17 protein-coding genes are annotated in these 18823 nt (G+C 69.0%); all 17 read right to left on the bottom strand.

The annotated features are described in order from the left end of the window. Positions 1 to 27 precede the first annotated feature (27 nt). The 17 genes from ACLQ2T_RS16940 to ACLQ2T_RS16860 all read right to left on the bottom strand — a co-directional run bounded on the left by ACLQ2T_RS16940 (position 28) and on the right by ACLQ2T_RS16860 (position 18563). Positions 28 to 1560, bottom strand: coding sequence for an NADH-quinone oxidoreductase subunit M (locus ACLQ2T_RS16940; protein WP_425767202.1), 1533 nt, complete (start codon positions 1558 to 1560; stop codon positions 28 to 30). Positions 1561 to 1660: 100 nt separating this feature from the next. Then, the gene (nuoL, locus tag ACLQ2T_RS16935) at positions 1661 to 3619 is read right to left on the bottom strand and encodes an NADH-quinone oxidoreductase subunit L (protein WP_425767200.1); all 1959 of its coding nucleotides are present in this window, start codon (positions 3617 to 3619) and stop codon (positions 1661 to 1663) included. A 12-nt stretch (positions 3620 to 3631) separates the two neighbouring features. Continuing rightward, positions 3632 to 3949, bottom strand: a complete 318-nt coding sequence (nuoK, locus tag ACLQ2T_RS16930) for an NADH-quinone oxidoreductase subunit NuoK (RefSeq protein WP_013731028.1) — start codon at positions 3947 to 3949, stop codon at positions 3632 to 3634. Then, the gene (locus ACLQ2T_RS16925) at positions 3946 to 4716 is read right to left on the bottom strand and encodes an NADH-quinone oxidoreductase subunit J (protein WP_425767198.1); all 771 of its coding nucleotides are present in this window, start codon (positions 4714 to 4716) and stop codon (positions 3946 to 3948) included. Before ACLQ2T_RS16925 ends, nuoK begins: the two co-directional genes overlap by 4 nt. Next, the gene (gene nuoI, locus ACLQ2T_RS16920; RefSeq protein WP_102657960.1) at positions 4713 to 5354 is read right to left on the bottom strand and encodes an NADH-quinone oxidoreductase subunit NuoI; all 642 of its coding nucleotides are present in this window, start codon (positions 5352 to 5354) and stop codon (positions 4713 to 4715) included. The genes ACLQ2T_RS16925 and nuoI overlap by 4 nt, the downstream gene beginning before the upstream one ends. Before the next feature lies 1 nt (position 5355). Further along, positions 5356 to 6702 carry an NADH-quinone oxidoreductase subunit NuoH gene (gene nuoH / locus ACLQ2T_RS16915; RefSeq protein WP_425767196.1) on the bottom strand — a complete coding sequence of 449 codons (1347 nt, stop codon included), beginning with the start codon at positions 6700 to 6702 and terminating at the stop codon, positions 5356 to 5358. Beyond that, entirely contained in the window at positions 6699 to 9194 is a 2496-nt protein-coding gene (locus ACLQ2T_RS16910) for an NADH-quinone oxidoreductase subunit G (protein ID WP_425767194.1), read from the bottom strand. The genes nuoH and ACLQ2T_RS16910 overlap by 4 nt, the downstream gene beginning before the upstream one ends. Next, the gene (nuoF, locus tag ACLQ2T_RS16905; protein WP_425767192.1) at positions 9194 to 10510 is read right to left on the bottom strand and encodes an NADH-quinone oxidoreductase subunit NuoF; all 1317 of its coding nucleotides are present in this window, start codon (positions 10508 to 10510) and stop codon (positions 9194 to 9196) included. Before nuoF ends, ACLQ2T_RS16910 begins: the two co-directional genes overlap by 1 nt. Continuing rightward, positions 10507 to 11544 carry an NADH-quinone oxidoreductase subunit NuoE gene (nuoE, locus tag ACLQ2T_RS16900; RefSeq protein ID WP_425767190.1) on the bottom strand — a complete coding sequence of 346 codons (1038 nt, stop codon included), beginning with the start codon at positions 11542 to 11544 and terminating at the stop codon, positions 10507 to 10509. The genes nuoF and nuoE overlap by 4 nt, the downstream gene beginning before the upstream one ends. Next, positions 11541 to 12866: an NADH-quinone oxidoreductase subunit D gene (locus tag ACLQ2T_RS16895; RefSeq protein ID WP_425767188.1), complete on the bottom strand. Its 1326-nt coding sequence runs from the start codon at positions 12864 to 12866 to the stop codon at positions 11541 to 11543. Before ACLQ2T_RS16895 ends, nuoE begins: the two co-directional genes overlap by 4 nt. Further along, positions 12863 to 13594 (bottom strand): NADH-quinone oxidoreductase subunit C, encoded by a 732-nt coding sequence (locus ACLQ2T_RS16890; protein ID WP_425767186.1) that lies wholly within the window; start codon positions 13592 to 13594, stop codon positions 12863 to 12865. Before ACLQ2T_RS16890 ends, ACLQ2T_RS16895 begins: the two co-directional genes overlap by 4 nt. Continuing rightward, entirely contained in the window at positions 13591 to 14268 is a 678-nt protein-coding gene (locus ACLQ2T_RS16885) for a NuoB/complex I 20 kDa subunit family protein (RefSeq protein WP_013731019.1), read from the bottom strand. The genes ACLQ2T_RS16890 and ACLQ2T_RS16885 overlap by 4 nt, the downstream gene beginning before the upstream one ends. A 13-nt stretch (positions 14269 to 14281) precedes the next feature. After that, on the bottom strand, positions 14282 to 14647 hold the full coding sequence (locus ACLQ2T_RS16880) for an NADH-quinone oxidoreductase subunit A (RefSeq protein ID WP_363742085.1): 366 nt from the start codon (positions 14645 to 14647) through the stop codon (positions 14282 to 14284). A gap of 97 nt (positions 14648 to 14744) precedes the next feature. Then, positions 14745 to 16019 carry a geranylgeranyl reductase family protein gene (locus tag ACLQ2T_RS16875; protein WP_425767183.1) on the bottom strand — a complete coding sequence of 425 codons (1275 nt, stop codon included), beginning with the start codon at positions 16017 to 16019 and terminating at the stop codon, positions 14745 to 14747. Between the two features lie 169 nt (positions 16020 to 16188). Beyond that, positions 16189 to 16416 carry a hypothetical protein gene (locus ACLQ2T_RS16870; RefSeq protein WP_425767181.1) on the bottom strand — a complete coding sequence of 76 codons (228 nt, stop codon included), beginning with the start codon at positions 16414 to 16416 and terminating at the stop codon, positions 16189 to 16191. Between the two features lie 50 nt (positions 16417 to 16466). Further along, positions 16467 to 17177 (bottom strand): demethylmenaquinone methyltransferase, encoded by a 711-nt coding sequence (locus ACLQ2T_RS16865; protein WP_425767179.1) that lies wholly within the window; start codon positions 17175 to 17177, stop codon positions 16467 to 16469. 198 nt (positions 17178 to 17375) lie between these two features. After that, positions 17376 to 18563 (bottom strand): hypothetical protein, encoded by a 1188-nt coding sequence (locus ACLQ2T_RS16860; protein ID WP_425767177.1) that lies wholly within the window; start codon positions 18561 to 18563, stop codon positions 17376 to 17378. Positions 18564 to 18823: the final 260 nt, after the last annotated feature.

Genomic DNA, 18823 nt, shown 5'->3' with positions numbered 1-18823 from the left:
CCGGACCAGCAAGCTCACTCCTCGCGCTCACCGGCCGGCCTCCTGCACGGTCACTGCCGTCGGAGCCGGGTCGGTCCGGCCGACATCCTCCATGGTCGCCTGGATGGCGGGGTTGATCACGTCCGTGACCGGCTTGGGGTAGAACCCCAGCAGCACGATCAGGGCGATCAGCGGCGCGACCACGAACTTCTCGCGAAGGTTCAGGTCCCGCTTCATCCCGTCGATCTTGGTGAGCTCCGGGTTGAGGGTGCCCTGCGTGGTGCGCTGCACCATCCAGAGCACGTACGCGGCGGCCAGGATGATGCCCAGGGTGGCGATCACCGCGACCGGCTTGTTCACCGTGAAGGTGCCGATCAGCACCAGGAACTCGGAGACGAACGGCGCGGTACCGGGCAGGGCCAGCGAGGCCAGACCGGCGAAGAAGAGCACCCCGGCCAGCACCGGCACCAACTTGCCGGCACCACCGAAGTCGCTGATCAGCGCCGAGCCCCGGCGGGTGACCAGCATGCCGACCACCAGGAACAGCAGCCCGGTGGCAAGCCCGTGGTTGACCATGTAGAGCACCGCACCCGTACCGGCCTGGGTGGTGAAGGCGAAGATGCCGACCCCGATGAACCCGAAGTGGGCGATCGAGGTGTACGCCACCAACCGCTTCAGGTCGTTCTGCCCCACCGCCAGCAGGGCGGCGTAGATGATGCCGATCACCGCGATGGCCAGCGCCCAGGGCGCGAACCACTGCGCCGCGTCCGGGAACAGCGGCAGGCAGTAGCGCAGGATGCCGAAGGTGCCCACCTTGTCCAGCACCCCGACGAGCAGGGCGGCGGCTCCGGCCGGCGCCGCACCACCGGCGTCCGGCAGCCAGGTGTGGAAGGGGAAGAAGGGTGCCTTGATCGCGAAGGCGATGAAGAACCCGAGGAACAGCCAACGCTCCGCGCCGGTGGAGATGTCCACCTCGGACAGCGCCACCCAGTCGAAGGTCTTGCCGCCGACCACCCACAGGCCGATCACCGCGGCCAGCATGAACAGACCGCCGACCAGGGAGTAGAGGAAGAACTTGACCGCCGCGTACTGCCGCTGGTGGCCGCCGTAGCTGCCGATCAGGAAGTACATCGGCACCAGCATGACCTCGAAGAACACGTAGAACAGGAAGATGTCGGCGGCGGCGAAGACACCGAGCATCGTGCATTCGAGGACCAGCAGCAGCGCGAAGTAGGCCGGCACCGAGCGCTTCGAGGACTCCGCGTCGTGCCAGGAGGCCAGGATCACCAGGGGCACCAGCACCGCGATCAGCATCAGCATGACAAGCGCGATGCCGTCGGCGGCGAAGGTGAAGTTGACCCCCCAGTTGGGGATCCACGGGTACGACTCGTGGAACTGGAAGCGCTCGCCGTCGACCTGCCAGGTCACCCACATGACCACGGACAGGGCGAGTACCAGCAGAGACCAGCCGAGCGCGACCTGCTTGGCCAGCGTCGGCCGACTGCGCGGCAGGAGGGCGACCACCACTGCGCCGACCAGCGGCGCCACGGTGAGCACCGAGAGGAACGGGAAGTCGGACATTATGCGGCCTTACCTCCGTCGTCGAAGCGCGGTCCGCCGGTGACGGCCGCCTGGGAGAGTGTCGGGAAAGCCGCGCGGTTCCCCGACCCCGGAAGGTGGATCACGCGAACCACCCCGCCTGCACGGCCAGGAAGGCGGCCACCACCAGCAGCGCGCCGGTCAGGATCGAGGTGGCGTACGACCGGACGAAGCCGGTCTGCATCCGCCGCAGGCGGCTGGAGCCACCGCCGACACCGGCGGCGAGCCCGTTGACCAGCCCGTCGATGCCCCGGTTGTCCAGGTAGACCAGCGCCCGGGTGAGGAAGATGCCCGGCTTCTCGAAGACCGCCTCGTTGACCGTGTCGGTGTAGAGGTTCTTGCGAGCGGCGGTGACCAGCACCCCGGCCGGCTGCGGCTCGATCGCCGTACCGCCACGGAACATGAACCAGGCCAGCAGCACACCGAGCACGGTGACACCCAGCGACAGCGCCACGATCGCCCAGTGCGGCAGCACTGCGTCGTGGTGCGCCTCGGTCGCACCCAGACCGGCCGTGGCGGTCAGCCAGTCCGGCACCGAGGTGGCCAGCAGCCAACCGGCGCCGAGGGAGCCGATGCCGAGCAGGATCAGCGGGATGGTCATCAGCGGCGGGGACTCGTGCGGGTGCTCGATGTCCGTGGTCCACCGCTTCGGCCCGTGGAAGGTCAGGATGAACAGTCGGGTCATGTAGAAGGCGGTCAGCGCGGCACCGAGCACCGCGGCCCCACCGAACAGCCAGGCCGTCCAGTCGTCCCGCTCGAAGGCGGCGGCGATGATCGGCTCCTTGGAGAAGTACCCGGAGAACGGGATCATGCCGATGATGGCCAGCCAGCCCGCACCGAAGGTCAACCAGGTGATCTTCATGTACTTGGAGAGGCCACCGAAGCGGCGGATGTCCACCTGGTCGGACATGCCGTGCATCACCGAGCCGGCACCGAGGAACATGTTGGCCTTGAAGAAGCCGTGCGCCAGCAGGTGCACGATGGCCAGCCCGTACGCCGCGCCGCCCAGGCCGACACCCAGGAACATGTAGCCGATCTGGCTGACCGTCGACCAGGCCAGCACCCGCTTGATGTCGTCCTTGGCGCAGCCGATGATCGCGCCCATCACCAGGGTCAGCGCGCCGACGCTCACCACCACCAGTTGCAGGGTGGTGTTGGCCGAGAAGATGATGTTGGACCGGGCGATCAGGTAGACACCCGCGGTGACCATCGTCGCGGCGTGGATGAGCGCCGACACCGGGGTCGGGCCCTCCATGGCGTCCGGCAACCACGCCTGGAGCGGGAACTGACCGGACTTACCGGCGGCCCCGAGCAGCAGCAGCAGACCGAGCACCAGTACGGTGCCGCCGGCCAGCGCACCGACGCCGTTGAAGACCTCGTCGTACTGGGTGGTGCCCAGGGTGGCGAACATGATGAAGATCGCGATGGCCAGACCGGCGTCGCCGACCCGGTTCATCAGGAAGGCCTTCTTACCGGCGGTGGCCGCAGCCGGCTTGGTGTTCCAGAAGCTGATCAGCAGGTACGACGCCAGACCGACGCCCTCCCAGCCGAAGTACAGCATCACGTAGTTGTTGCCGAGGACCAGCAGCAGCATGGCCGCGACGAACAGGTTGAAGTAGGCGAAGAACCGCCGACGACCCGCATCGTGCGCCATGTACTCGACCGCGTACAGGTGGATCAGGAAACCCACCCCGGTGATCAGCAGGACGAAGACCCCGGCCAGTGGGTCGAACAGCAGGCCGAAGTCGACGTGCAGGCCACCGACCGCGATGAAGTCCCACAGGCTCAGTTGAACCGACTTGTTCTCCAGGCCCCGCAGGCCGAGGAAGTAGGTCAACCCGAGCACGAACGCCGCGCCGACGGAGGCGACGCCGAGCCAGTGCCCCCAACGGTCGGCCCGCCGTCCGAGCAGCAGCAGCACCGCCGCGCTGATCAGCGGAATCGCCACCAGCAGCCAGACGCTGCTCAGCAGGCCGTCGGCCGTCGCGTACGAGACCGTCTCGGCCGGAGCAGCCTGGGCGTACGTCAGAATTTCGTCCACCGGTGGGCCCCTCTAGTACTTCAGCAGGTTGGCGTCGTCGACGCTGGCGGAGCGCCGGGTGCGGAAGATCGCCATGATGATGGCCAACCCGACCACGACCTCGGCCGCCGCCACCACCATCACGAAGAACGCCATGATCTGGCCGTTGAGGTCACCGTTCATCCGGCTGAAGGTGACCAACGCCAGGTTGGCCGCGTTGAGCATCAGCTCGACACACATGAACAGCACGATCGCGTTGCGCCGGACCAGCACCCCGGCCGCGCCGATGGTGAACAGCACCGCGGCGAGGACGAGGTAGTAGTTCGGCTCGACCGAGAAGAAGTCACTCATTTCTCAGTGCCCTTCAGGGTGGTCTCCTCGGCGGTCAACTCGCGCACCGGGAGGATGTCCGGCGTGCTCCGGTCACTCAACCGGCCGTCCGGCAGGCGGGCCGGGGTGGCGACCGAGGAGGAGGTGGCGAAGACACCCGGGCCGGGCTTCGGACCGGGGTAGTTGCCGGGCACGAAGCGGGCCTTCATGGTGGCCACCTGGTCGCGCCGGTCCTCCTTGCGCCGCTCGACGTGCGCCAGGATCATGCCGCCGATGGTGGCGGTGATCAGCAGCGCCGCGGTCAGCTCGAACGCGAAGACGTAGTCGGTGAAGAGCAACCGGGCGATGCCCTCGACGTTGCCGCCCGCGTTGGCCTGCTCCAGGCCGACCGAGACGGTGTCCTGGGTGGCCCGGTAGACGCCGCTGCCGAGCAGGCCGGCGAAGCCCACCCCGAGCCCGATCGCGGCGATCCGCTGCCCGCGTAGCACCTCGATCAGCGAGTCGGAGGCGTCCCGGCCGACGAGCATCAGGACGAACAGGAAGAGCATCATGATCGCGCCGGTGTAGACGATGATCTGCACCATGCCGATGAAGGGTCCCGCCTGGAGCACGTAGAACACGCCCAGGCTGAGCATGGTCAGCACCAGCCAGAGCGCCGAGTGCACCGCGTTACGCGCCGCGATCATGCCGATCGCGCCGGCCAGCGCCAGCGGGGCGAGGATCCAGAAGGTCACCGCCTCCCCGCCGGAGACCGCCCCCGCGGCGGCGAGCACCGTCGACGTGGTCATGCCGTCTCTCCCTTTTCCGCCGCAGCCCGCTGGGCGGCCTGCTCGGCACCGGGGAAGGTGACCCCCGGGTGCTCGTCCACCTGGTAGCGGCCCGGCCCCATCGGCGAGCGCTCGGCCCCGGCCGAGGTGCCCGGGTTGGTCAGGCTGCCGACGTAGTAGTCCTTCTCGCTGTCACCGAGACGCATCGGGTGCGGCGGCTGCTCCATCCCTTCCAACAGGGGCGCGAGCAGCTGCTCCTTGGTGAAGATCAGATCCTGCCGGTTGTCCCGGGCCAGCTCGTACTCGTTGCTCATGGTCAACGAGCGGGTCGGGCAGGCCTCGATGCACAGTCCGCAGAAGATGCACCGCGCGTAGTTGATCTGGTAGACGCTGGCGTACCGCTCGCCCGGTGAGAACCGCTGCTCGTCGGTGTTGTCGCCACCCTCGACGTAGATCGCGTCCGCCGGGCAGGCCCAGGCGCACAGCTCACAGCCGATGCACTTCTCCAGACCGTCCGGGTGACGGTTGAGAATGTGCCGCCCGTGGTAGCGGGGGGCCGGGGTCGGCGGGGTGAACGGGTAGTCGGTGGTGACGACCTTCTTGAACATGTGCGAGAAGGTGACCCCGAAGCCCTTGAACGTTCCGGTGATCGCGCCCACGTCACACCTCCTCAGAGTCCTGGCCGGCGGGGGCGTTGGCCGGCTCCCGCTCGGCGACCATGCGCCGGGTGCGCGGGCTCGGTGGTACCTGAAGGTCCAGCGGGGGCAGCGGGAAGCTGCCCTGCGGCCGGTTCTCGATCTGCTCTGCCAGGCTCGGCTTCTGCTCCGGCTTGCGGCTCGGCCAGAACAGCGCGGCGATCAGTCCGAGACCACCGAGGACGCCGAACACCACAAGCCGGTCGTTGCGCTCCCAGTCCTGCACCTTGAGCCAGGTCGCCAGGAAGACGATCCAGACCAGGCTGACCGGGATGAGCACCTTCCAGCCCAGGCGCATGAGCTGGTCGTAGCGGAGCCGGGGCAGGGTGCCGCGCAGCCAGACGAAGACGAAGACCAGCAGGATGACCTTGGCGAAGAACCAGAGCATCGGCCACCAGCCGGAGTTGGCGCCCGACCAGATGCTGATCGGCCACGGCGCGTACCAGCCGCCGAGGAAGAGGGTCACGGTGAACGCCGACATGGCGACCATCGCGACGTACTCGCTGAGCATGATCAGGGCGAACTTCAGCGAGCTGTACTCCGTCATGAAGCCCGCCACCAGCTCCGACTCCGCCTCGGGCATGTCGAAGGGCGGCCGGTTGGTCTCACCGACGATGGAGATGAAGAAGACCACGAAGCTCGGGAAGAGCAGCAGCGCGTACCAGCCCGGGCCGGGAATCTCCGCGCCGAAAAGGTTCAGCGTCACGCCCTGGCCCTGGGCGGCCACGATCTCGCTGGTGGACATCGTGCCGGCGAGCATGAACACCGCCACGATCGACAGACCCAGCGACACCTCGTACGAGATCAGCTGGGCGGTGGAGCGCAGACCACCGAGCAGCGGGTAGGTCGAACCGGAGGCCCAGCCGGCGAGCACGATGCCGTACACCGCCATCGAGGACAGGGCCAGCACCACCAGCACCGATACCGACACGTCGGTGACCTGCAACGGCGTCTGGTGGCCGAAGATGCTCACCATCGGGCCGAACGGGATCACCGCCAGCATGGTGACCGCGCAGATCATCGAGATGGCCGGGGCGAAGAAGTAGATGACCTTGTCAGCCGCCTTCGGGAGGATGTCCTCCTTGAAGGCCATCTTCAGGCCGTCGGCGAGGGTCTGGAGCAGACCGAAGGGGCCGAGTTGGTTCGGGCCCGGCCGGACCGCCATCCGACCCACGACCCGCCGCTCGAACCAGACACCGAGCAGGGTGCCGAGCAGAGCGACGACGAAGGCGAAGACGACCTTGCCGAGGATCAGCCACCACGGGTCGTGACCGAAGTCCGTGAGCGACGGGGCCTGAGCTAGCGGGTTCATGCGACACCCCCGGAGGAGTTGAGAAGCGGACCCGGACGGCCGGCCGCGTCGGCGGCTACCGACTCGGTCGTGCCGGGGGCGGAGATCCGCACCACCGCGCCGGAGGTCGCACCCAGGCTGCGTCGCACGGTCGAGCCGGGCGAGTTGGTGGGCAGCCAGACCACGCCGTCCGGCATTTCGGTGATCGCCGCCGGGAGGGTCAACGCCCCCCGGTCGGTGCCCACCGTCACCGGGTCGCCGTCGGCGACACCGAGGGTTTCGGCGGTGCCCTTGCCCAGCCGGACCACCGGCGGACGGGCGGTGCCACCCAGGTACTCGTCACCGTCGGTGAGACTGCCCAGGTCGATCAGCTGATGCCAGGTCGCCAGGACCGCTTCGCCGGCACCCGGCTGCGGCACCGGGCTGGACGAGACCGAGGGCGCCGCCGGACGGGTCATCCGGGTCACCGGCAGTCCACCCAGCTCGCGGCGGACACTCAGCACGTCCCCGGTGCCCAACCGCACGTCCAGTTGCGCGGCGAGCGCGTCCAGCACCCGGCCGTCCGTCATCGCGGCGGTGGTCAGCACGGCCTCGAAGGGACGCAGCCGACCCTCCCAGTCCAGGAAGCTGCCGGCCTTCTCGGCCACCGCGGCGACCGGCAGGACGACATCCGCTCGGCGGGTCACCGCAGTGCCCCGCAGCTCCAGGCTGACCAGGAACGGCACCGCCTCCAGGGCCTGCTCGGCCAGCCGAGGGTCGGCCAGGTCGGCCGGGTCGACCCCGGCCACCACGAGCGCACCGAGCTGACCGGCGGCAGCGGCGGCGAGGATGCCGTCGGTGTCCCTACCGGCCTGGCTCGGGATCACCCCGGCCGGGATGTCCCAGGCCTCACCCAGCTCGGCACGGGCGGTCGGCTCGGTGACCAGACGCCCACCGGGCAGCAGGTTGGGCAGGCAGCCGGTGTCGACCGCGCCCCGGTCACCGGCGCGCCGCGGCACCCAGGCCAGCTTCGCACCGGTACGCGCGGCCACCTCGGCGGCGGCGGAGAGACCACCCGGCACGGTGGCCAGGCGTTCGCCGACGATCAGGATCGCACCCTCGGCGCTGAGGGCCTCGGCGACCGTGGCGTGCTCGGCGAGCACCCCGGCCTCCTCGCCCGGCACCACCCGGGCCAGCTTGGCCCCGAGCTTCTCCAGGCCGCGGGTGGCGAACGGGGCGATCGCGTACACCTTGAGCTTGTTCTTCAGGTACGCCTTGCGCAGGCGCAGGAAGAGGATCGGGCACTCCTCCTCCGGCTCCAGGCCGACCAGCACCACGGCCGGGGCCTTCTCGACGTCGGCGTAGGTGACCTCGGTACTGCCGGCGACCGTGCTGGCCAGGAAGTCGGCCTCCTCGCGGGAGACCGGCCGGGCCCGGAAGTCGATGTCGTTGGTGTTCAGTGCCACCCGGGCGAACTTCGCGTACGCGTAGGCGTCCTCGACGGTCAGCCGGCCACCGGTGAGCACCCCGGTCCCCTGACCGCCGTCCCGGGCGGCCCGCAGGCCCTCGGCGGCGACGCGCAGCGCCTCGCTCCAGGAGGCCTCCCGCAGCTCACCGGTGCTCTGGTCGCGGACCAGGGGGGTGGTGAGCCGGTCGGCGGCGCGGGCGTACTGGAAGCCCCAGCGGCCCTTGTCGCAGTTCCACTCCTCGTTGACCTGCGGGTCGTCGCCGGCCAGCCGACGCAGCACCTTGCCCCGACGCCAGTCGGTGCGCTGGGCGCAGCCGGCCGAGCAGTGCTCGCAGACGCTGGGGGTGGAGACCAGGTCGAAGGGGCGGGCGCGGAACCGGTACTGGGTGCCGGTCAGGGCGCCGACCGGGCAGATCTGCACGGTGTTGCCGGAGAAGTACGAGTTGAACGGAACGTCCCCCTCGTCGCCCTCCGCACCGTACGCCTCGTCCCGGTAGATGTTGATCTCCTCGGCCGACGAGCGGTTCATCAGGTCGATGAACTTGTCGCCCGCGATCTCCTCGGAGAACCGGGTGCAGCGCTGGCAGAGCACGCACCGCTCCCGGTCGAGCAGCACCTGGGTGCTGATCGGCAGCGGCTTGGGGTACTCCCGCTTGTGCTCGTGGAACCGGGAGTCCGTACGCCCGGTCGACATGGCCTGGTTCTGCAGGGGGCACTCGCCGCCCTTGTCACACATCGGGCAGTCGAGGGGGTGGTTCACCAGCAGCAGCTCCATGATCCCCTCCTGCGCCTTCTTGGCGACCGGAGAGGTGAGCTGGGTACGGACCACCATGCCCTCGGCCACCGTCTGGGTGCAGGAGGCGACGGGCTTGCGCTGCCCCTCCACCTCCACCAGGCACTGCCGGCAGGCACCGGCCGGGGCCAGCAGCGGGTGGTCGCAGAACCGGGGAATCTCGGTGCCGATCTGCTCGGCCACCCGGATCAGCAGCGCCCCCTTGGGGGCGGTGACCTCCACACCGTCGATGGTGAGGGTGACCGTCTCGGTCGACTTCGCTACGTCCGTCATTAGTGGGCTCCCACCAACTGCTTGTCGGACAACTTCGGCGCAGTCCGGCCCTCGATGTAGTCGAGGTAGTCCTGCTTGAAGTACTTCAGGGAGGAGGTCACCGAACTGGTGGCACCGTCACCCAGGCCACAGAACGAACGACCGAGGATGTTGTCGCAGGTGTCGAGCAGGGTGTCCAGGTCGTCGTGGGTGCCCTGACCGGCCAGGATGCGCCGGTAGACCCGCACCATCCAGTAGTTGCCCTCCCGGCACGGGGTGCACTTGCCGCACGACTCGTGGTGGTAGAACTCCAGCCACCGGTAGGTCGCGTAGACCGGGCAGTCCTGGTCGGAGAAGATCTGGGTGGCCGTGGTGCCGAGGATCGAGCCGGCGGCGGCGACACCCTCGAAGTCCATCGGCACGTCCAGGTGCTCGGCGGTGAGCAGCGGGGTCGACGAGCCACCCGGGGTCCAGAACTTCAGGTTGTGCCCCGGCTGCATCCCACCGGCCAGCTCGATCAGCTCGCGCAGGGTGATGCCGAGGCCGCACTCGTACTGACCGGGGTTGGCGATCCGGCCGGAGAGGGAGTAGATCATCGGGCCGGCGGACTTCTCCGTACCCATGGACTTCCACCAGTCGGCGCCACCGAGCACGATGTACGGCACGCTGGCGATGGTGCCGACGTTGTTGACCACGGTGGGGCTGGCGTACAGGCCGTGGGTGGCCGGGAACGGCGGACGCAGTCGGGGCTGACCCCGGAAGCCCTCCAGGGAGTCCAGCAGGGCGGTCTCCTCGCCGCAGATGTACGCCCCGGCGCCGGAGTGCACCACCAGTTCGAGGTCGAAGCCGCTGCCCAGGATGTTCTTGCCCAGGTAGCCCTTGGCCTTGGCCTCCTGCACGGCGTTGCGCAGCCGACGCGCGGCGTGCACCGCCTCGCCCCGGATGTAGATGTAGGCCCGGTTGGCCCGGATCGCGTACGAGGCGATGATCACGCCCTCGACCAGCGAGTGCGGGTCGTGGGTCATCAGCGGCAGGTCCTTGCAGGTGCCCGGCTCGCCCTCGTCGGCGTTCACCACGAGGTAGTGCGGCTTACCGTCACCTTGCGGGATGAAGCCCCACTTGAGGCCGGTCGGGAAGCCCGCGCCGCCCCGGCCCCGCAGGCCGGAGTCCTTCACCAGCTGGATCAGGTCGTCCGGGTGGGCCTTCAGCGCCTTGCGCAGCGCCGCGTACCCGTCGAGCTTCTCGTAGGTGCCGATCCGCCAGGCGTCCGGCGACAGCCAGCGCTTGGTCAGCACCGGCGTCAGCTTGGCCAGGGTCTCGGGCCGAGGCGTGGTCACTTCTGAGCCCCCTTGTCGTTCGCGGCGCCACCAGCGGTGGACTCCGCTTCGCTGAGGTTGCGCTCCTGCGCCTCGGCGTCGTCGCCGGCGGGCTTGGCGTCGCCGGCCGGCTTGTTGGCCGCCACTCCGGCCGCCTCCGCCGCCTGGGCGTCACGCGGCGTGGGTGCCGCACCGTCGGTCGGGACCTTGGTGCCGGGGGCGTCCGGCACGGCGGTCTTCGCGTCCGGCTGACGGGTCTCGGCGGTACGCACCTGCGGCGACTTGCGGTCCGGTGCCGCCACGTCCGGGGCGGTGCTGCCGGTCGGTGCCGCCTTGGCCGGGGTGGCCGGGGCCGGCTTGTCCTCGGCCTTGCCGCTGCGGATCGGGGTGTTCGGGTCGAAACCCGGAGCCGAGACGCCGTGCTGCTGGGCCAGCAGCAGACCCCGCAGGGAGGGCTCGCCCGGCACGCCGTCGGCGACCGCGCCCTCGCGCTCGTCGGCGAACCCGGCGAGCTGGATCGACATCTCCTTGAGGGTGCAGAGGCGGGCACCCCGGCTCGGGGTGGGCCGGCCACCGGCCCGCAGCTCGTCGACCAGACCCACCGCGGCCTGCGGGTCGACTCCGTCGAAGAAGTCGTAGTTGACAGTCATCACCGGGCCGTAGTCGCAGGCCGCCAGGCACTCGGCGTGCTCCAGGGTGATCTTGCCGTCTTCGGTGGTCTCGTCGTGCCCGACGCCGAGGTGCTCGGCGAGGGTGTCGTAGACCTCCTGGCCACCCAGCACGTTGCACATGGTGTTCGTGCAGACGCTGACCAGGTAGTCACCGGTGGGCCGGCGCTTGTACATGGTGTAGAAGCTGGCGACCGCGCCGACCTGGGCCTTGTTCAGGCCGAGGACCTCGGCGCAGAACGCCACGCCGGCCGGAGAGACATAGCCCTCCTCGGACTGCACCAGGTGCAGCAGGGGCAACAGGGCCGAGCGCGACCGGTCGGCCGGGTAACGGGCGATGATCTCCCGCGCCCGGGCCCGGGTCTCGTCGGTGAAGACCGTAGTCACCGGTCACAACCTCCCATCACGGGGTCCAGCGAAGCGCCGCCGGCGATCACGTCGGCGATCAGGCCGCCCTCGGCCATCGCCGGCAGGGCCTGGAGGTTGACGAAGCTGGGTTCCCGGTAGTGCACCCGGTACGGCCGGGTGCCACCGTCGGAGACCGCGTGCACGCCCAGCTCACCGCGAGGCGACTCGACGGCCACGTACACCTGGCCCGGCGGTACCCGGAAGCCCTCCGTCACCAGCTTGAAGTGGTGGATCAGGGACTCCATCGACTGCCCCATGATCTTGGCGACGTGCTCCAGCGAGTTGCCCATGCCGTCGACCCCGATGGCCAGCTGCGCCGGCCAGGCGATCTTCTTGTCGGCCACCATCACCGGGCCGGGCTTGAGCCGGTCGACCGCCTGCTCAATGATCTTGAGCGACTCCCGCATCTCGGCCATCCGGACCAGGTAGCGGCCCCAGACATCGCCGTCGGCGTGGGTCGGCACGTCGAACTCGTACGTCTCGTAGCCGCAGTACGGCATCGTCTTGCGCAGGTCCCAGGCCAGGCCCGCGGAGCGCAGCACCGGGCCGGTGACGCCGAGGGCCACACAGCCGGTGACGTCGAGCACGGCGACGTTGCGCGTCCGCTCCAACCAGATCGGCTGGCCGGAGAGCAGGTCCTCGTACTCCTTGAGCCGCTTGGGCAGGAGCTTGAGGAACTCGCGGATCTTGACGATCGCCTCGTCCGGCACGTCCTGGGCCACACCGCCCGGCCGGACGTACGCGTGGTTCATCCGCAGGCCGGTGATCAGCTCGAAGATCTCCAGGACGTACTCACGGTCCCGGAAGCCGTAGAGCATCATGTTGATCGCACCGAGCTCCATGGCCGTGGTGGCCACCCAGACCAGGTGCGAGGAGATCCGGTTCAGCTCCATCATGAGCACCCGGATGGTGTTGGCCCGCTCGGTCACCTCGTCGGTGATGCCGAGCAGCTTCTCCACCGCCAGGGAGTACGCCGTCTCGTTGAAGATCGGCGAGAGGTAGTCCATCCGGGTCACGAAGGTCGAACCCTGGACCCAGTTGCGGTACTCCAGGTTCTTCTCGATGCCGGTGTGCAGGTAGCCGACGACCGAGCGGGCCTCGCGGACCGTCTCGCCCTCCAGCTCCAGGACCAGTCGGAGCACCCCGTGGGTGGAGGGGTGCTGCGGGCCCATGTTGACGACGATCCGACCCTCGTTGATCGGGTCGACCCCCGAGACCACGTCGTCCCAGTCCCCGCCGGTGACGTTGAAGACGCGACCCTCGGTGGTCTCGCGCTCGGTGGCGTAGTTCGACGCACTCATTGGTACGACCTCCGCTTGTCGGGCGGCGGAATCTCGGCGCCCTTGTACTCCACGGGCACGCCGCCGAGGGGGTAGTCCTTACGCTGCGGGTGACCCTCCCAGTCGTCCGGCATGAGGATCCGGGTCAGCGCCGGGTGACCGTCGAAGATGACGCCGAACATGTCGTACGCCTCCCGCTCCTGCCAGTCGGCCGTCGGGTAGACGGCGGTGACACTCGGCAGGTGCGGCTCCTCGGCGGAGACGGCGACCTCCAGACGGACCCGTCGCCGGTAGGTCATCGAGGTCAGCAGGTAGACCACGTGCAGCCGCCGGGCGTCGGCGCCGAGGTAGTCCACCCCGGAGACCGAGGAGCACAGCTCGAAGCGCAGCGCCGGGTCGTCCCGCATCACCTGGCAGACCTCGGCGATGCGCTCCGGCCGGATGTGCAGAGTCAGCTCGCCACGGTCGACCACGACCTGCTCGATCGCCTCGCCGAAGGCCGGGTAGGCCTCCTCCAGGGCGTCGTGCACCTCGTCGAAGTAGCCACCGTACGGCCGGGGTGAGCTCTCGATCGGGCGGTGCGGTCGGACCAGACCACCGAAACCGGAGACGTCGCCGGTGCCCTGGTTGCCGAACATGCCCCGCCCGGCCGGTGCGGCCGGAGGAAGCTCGGCGGGAGCACCGCTGGTGGCCCCGGCCGGCGTCACCGGAACCGGTACGCCGCCGGTGCTCGGCTTGGAGTCAGTCACTTGATCCCCCGGTACGGCTGGAGGTGGTTCTGGGCCTTCATCCAGTTCTCGATCCGCAGCTGCTCCTCGCGGCCCTCGCGGACGGCCTTCGTCCACTCGGCCCGCCGGGCCTTGTCGCTGCGGTACGACGACGGCATCGAGCCGTACGGCACCACCGGCACGTCACCGCGTGCCTCGCGGGCGGCCAGCATCTTGCGTCCGTTCGCCCCGAGCGGCTCGTGGCCGATCTTCTCGCGCAGCTTGAGGATCGCGTCGATGAGCATCTCCGGCCGGGGCGGGCAGCCGGGCAGGTACATGTCGACCGGTACGACGTGGTCGACGCCCTGCACGATGGCGTAGTTGTTGAACATGCCGCCGCTGCTGGCGCAGACGCCCATGGAGAGCACCCAGCGGGGCTCGGCCATCTGGTCGTAGATCTGGCGCAGCACCGGGGCCATCTTCTGGCTGACCCGGCCCGCGACGATCATCAGGTCGGCCTGTCGGGGCGAGGCCCGGAAGACCTCCATGCCCCAGCGGCCCATGTCGTAGTGGGGGCCACCGGCGGCCATCATCTCGATCGCGCAGCAGGCCAGGCCGAACGTGGCGCCCCAGACCGAGGACTTGCGCGACCAGTTGACCAGCTTCTCCACCGAGGTGAGCAGGACACCGGCGGGAAGTTTCTCCTCGATACCCATCTGGGTTCCTCCCTCAGTCCCAGTCCAGGCCGCCGCGACGCCACTCGTAGGCGTACGCGACGAAGACCGCACCGATGAACACGAACATGGCCACGAGCCCGAACACCGGTAGGGCGTCGAACGAGACCGCCCACGGGTAAAGGAAGATCATTTCCACGTCGAAGACGATGAAAAGCATCGCCGTCAGATAGAACTTGACCGGGAACCGGCTGCCGCCGATCGGCTGCGGGCTGGGCTCGATCCCACACTCGTAGGCTTCGAGCTTGGCCTTGTTGTAGCGGCGGGGGCCGGTAAACCGGGTGGCGGCTATCGAGAACAGCGCGAAGGCCGCGGCAAGGGCGAACAGCCCGATGATGGGTACGTAAGGCGAGAGCGACATATTCTTCTCCTGCTCGTCCTTCCCTGCCCTCGTTCGTTGGCAAAATTCACACTATTCACAACCCACCCGACGACCTTCGGCGGGGTGGCCTTGCGCCCTATACCGCTGGCGCTACCCGGGTCATCGCGTTGATCACCCGGTCCATCGCGTCACCGCCACGGGGGTCGGTGAGGTTGGCCAGCAGCTTGAGCACGAAGCGCATCAACGTCGGGTGCGGCATTCCGTGCTTCGTCGCCACCCGCATGATCTCGGGCCGGCCGATCAGCTTCACGAAGATCCCGCCCAGCCGGTAGTAACCGCCGAAGCGCGTCTTGAGCTCCTGCGGGTACGCCATCAGGGCCCGCTCCCGCTCCGCACCGGCCGGCCGCGCGAGGGCCTGGGCGGCGACCTCCGCAGCCAGTTCGCCGGACTCCATCGCGTACGCGATGCCTTCGCCGTTGAAGGGGTTGACCATGCCTCCGGAGTCACCTACCAGCATGACTCCGCGGGTGTAGTGCGGCACCCGGTTGAAGCCCATCGGCAGCGCCGCGCCGAGGGTCGGCCCTTCGGCGTTGGCCTCGTCGGTCATCCCCCACTCCGGCGGGGTGTTGGCCAGCCAGTCGGTGAGCAGCCGCCGGTAGTTGGTCTTGCCGAAGGCCGAGGAGGAGTTCAGGATGCCCAGCCCGACGTTGACCCGGCCGTCACCCAGGCCGAAGATCCAGCCGTACCCGGGCAGCAGTTCCCCGGTGCCCTTGGCCCGCAGTTCCAGCCACGACTCCAGGTAGTCGTCGTCGTGCCGGACCTCGGAGCGGTAGTAGCGGCGCACGGCCACCCCGATCGGGCGGTCCTCCCGCTTGGCCAGCCCAAGGGCCAGGGGGAACCGACCGGAGACCCCGTCGGCGGCGACCACCAGGGGCGCGTGGAAGGTGGCCGGGGCCTTGTCCGGGCCGGTCTCGGCCTCGACGCCGATCACCCGGCCGGCGCCGTCGAGCACCGGACCGATGACGTTGACACTGGTACGCAGCTCGGCACCGGCGGACACCGCCTGCTTGACGAGCAGGTCGTCGAAGTCCAGGCGGGTACGCACCAGGCCGTAGTTCGGGAAGCTGGCCAGATCCGGCCAGTCCAGTTCCAGCCGGACGCCGCCACCGATGACCCGCAGGCCACGGTTGTGCAACCAACCGGCCTCGGTCGAGGTGTCCACGCCCATGCGGATCAGTTGGCGCACCGCGCGGGGGGTCAGCCCGTCACCGCAGACCTTCTCCCGAGGAAACTCGGTCTTCTCCAGCAGCAGCACGCGTACGCCGTGCCGAGCCAGGTGGTATGCGGTCGCCGAACCACCGGGACCGGCGCCCACGACGATCACGTCGGCGTCGTTCTCCACCGCGGTCATTTGCGCCTCCTCCCCGCGCGCTCGTGAAATGCTTCACAAGCCTGCCGAGACGAGTCTATGACCGTGGCCGTACGCTCGCGTTGTTAGGGCAACCTAACCTGGCGGAACGAGTCGGTCACGGCTGCATGCCATGCCTTTTCGTCGATTCGACCGGTTCGACAAGGCCGACCTAGCCCTTCGACCCGGGGACCAGCCGGGCCGGACTGGCCGCATCAAGACCGGCCCGGATGGTCTCCGGCAGATGCTCACGCAGGGCACCCCCGGCGGCCCGGTCCAGCGCCGCCAACACCTCGGACACCACCTGACGCACGTCCGCCGGATCCGCACCAGCCAGATCCCGCAGTTGGGCGACCAGTTCGGCGGCATCGCCGTCGGCCACATCCCTCGGATCGGTCATGCCCGCCAGAATACGCCGTAAATTAACCGCATTCTCCCGAATGTCCGCAATTAATGGCGGATTGCCCGGTGCAGGGCCACCACACCCCCGGTCAGGTTGCGCCAGGCCACCCGACCCCAGCCGGCCGCCTGCACCCGGGCCGCCAGAGCCGCCTGATCCGGCCAGGCCCGGATCGACTCGGCCAGGTAGACGTACGCGTCCGGATTGCTGGAGACCGTCCGGGCCACCGCGGGCAGGGAACGCATCAGGTACGACAGGTAGACCGTCCGGAAGGCCGGGTTGACCGGGGTGCTGAACTCGCAGACCACCAGCCGTCCACCCGGCCGGGTGACCCGCGCCAGTTCGCGCAGCGCGGCATCGGTGTCGTTGACGTTGCGCAGCGCGAAGGAGATGGTCACCGCATCGAAACTGGCGTCGGCGAACGGCAACCGCAGCGCGTCTCCGGCCAGCAGCGGCACCTGGGGTCGAGTGCGCTTACCGGCGTACAGCATGCCGAGCGACAGGTCGGCGCCGACGGCGTACGCCCCGGAGTGGGCCAGTTCCTCGGTGGACACCCCCGTGCCCGCGCCCACGTCCAGCACCCGGTCACCGGGGCGCAGTTCCAGCGCGGACCGGGTGGCCCGCCGCCAGAACCGGTCCTGCCCGAAGGAGAGGACGGTGTTGGTCAGGTCATAGCGGGCCGCCACGCCGTCGAACATCGCGGCGACCTCGTGCGGCTGCTTGTCCAGGCTGGCTCGCTGGCCCTGCGGGGTACGACTCACCCCTCCACTCTGCCAGCCCGACCGGTGCCGGATCGCGAGCAGGGTCGCCTGCCCTGGGGCGATCTTCGCCACCCCGCAGCCGCCCGGTCGGCCCGGCCGACCGTCCTGCGCACACAGTCAGGGCGAGATGGTCACCCATCTCGCCCTGACTGCCTTGCGTTATGTGAACGGCCCGTGCGGGCCGATAGAGGACGAACCTCAGACGGTCGTCTTCTCGTCACCCGGGGTCACCAGGACCACCCGGCGACGGCGGGCCAGCAGGAACAGCACGGCACCGGCGACCACCACGGCCGCACCGACACCACCGATCAGACCGGCCTGCACACCGGTGACCGGCAGGCCACCGCCACCGCCACCGCCACCGGTCGGGGCGGAGAGGACCACCGCGAAGTCGTCGGTGTTGTCGGACGGGTCCAGGTCGGCGAAGTCGGACTCCTCGGCCTGCCGCACCTTGGCCTTGGCGAAGGCCGGCTTGGCGGCCTTCCGGTGGATCGCCGGGGAGTCGACCGGCAGAGCGCCGAACGCGGTGGCCTCCAGCGAGCCGCCCTTCAGGGTGATCGGTGCCTCAAGGTCCCCATCCACCGTGATCGGCAGGTCGAACCAGATAATCGAGTTCGGTTCAAGCAGGAAGTTCTTGTCCTGGCAGATCGCGGTGCGCCCGTCGTCGCCGATCTCGCAGCCGTCGATCGGCTCGAACTTCGCACCCTTCGGCAACTGGAAGGTCAGCTTGATGCCCTCGGCGACCCGGTCACCCTGGTTCATGACCTCGCCGTAGACCAGGGCGGTGTCCCCGGGGCGCAGCGGACCCTTCTCCTTGCCACTGTCGAGGTCGATGCGGGTCTTCACATCCGGCACGATCACACCGAGGTCGACGCCACTCTCCGGGGTCAACTCGACATCGACGTCGATGCTGTTGTTGCTGTCATCGGTGTCGTCATCGGACTCGATGCTGATCGTCACCGGCGCGGTCAGCGGCCCGGTGACCTTCTCGTCCATCTTGAACAGGACGATCGACACCTCGGAGGTCTCACCCGGACCGGGAATCTCTTCCTTGGCCAGCGCGCAGGTGAACAGTTCGGGCTTCGACTCGCCGATGACCTCACACTCACCGAAGGAGAGCGGAGCCAGCATCATCTTCTCGTCGTCCATCTTGGACACGTCAACCTTGACGAGCACCTTGCCCGGCGTGCCCTCGCCCTGGTTCGCGATCTTGATCCAGCCGTACTTGCCCTCGACGCCCTCGGTCATCCGGGTGCCGGCGGCGGTGACCGCCAGGTCCGTCTCGGTACCGGCCGCGTGGGCCGGCGCACCGAACGCGGTGACAGCACCAGCGGCGAGCAGTGCGGCCGTGGCGAGACTCGCGGCGCGGCGGGCACGGAAGATCATCAACTGGTCTCCCCAGTGAGGTGTGGGAATGTACGGGCGGGGACGTTAGCGGTCCTCGATCACCCGCGCCACCCCGCAACGCCACCACGGCGGAACTGGTCAGCTAATCTTTATTTAAGGATCGACCGAATCGATGACCGTGGTCGTCCGACGGGATCCCCGTCCGGTCCTCCCGGCAGCAGGCAGTCAGCCGAAAGACGATACGACTCGACTGTTCGGATGACCGGCCGCATCACGCTGTTTGGTTGACCGGCCGCATC

The organism is Micromonospora sp. DT229 (genome assembly GCF_049844505.1).
Taxonomy (GTDB): domain Bacteria; phylum Actinomycetota; class Actinomycetes; order Mycobacteriales; family Micromonosporaceae; genus Micromonospora.
The sequence above is the reverse complement of the archived record's forward strand: the minus strand, read 5'-3'. Positions and strand labels throughout refer to the sequence as shown.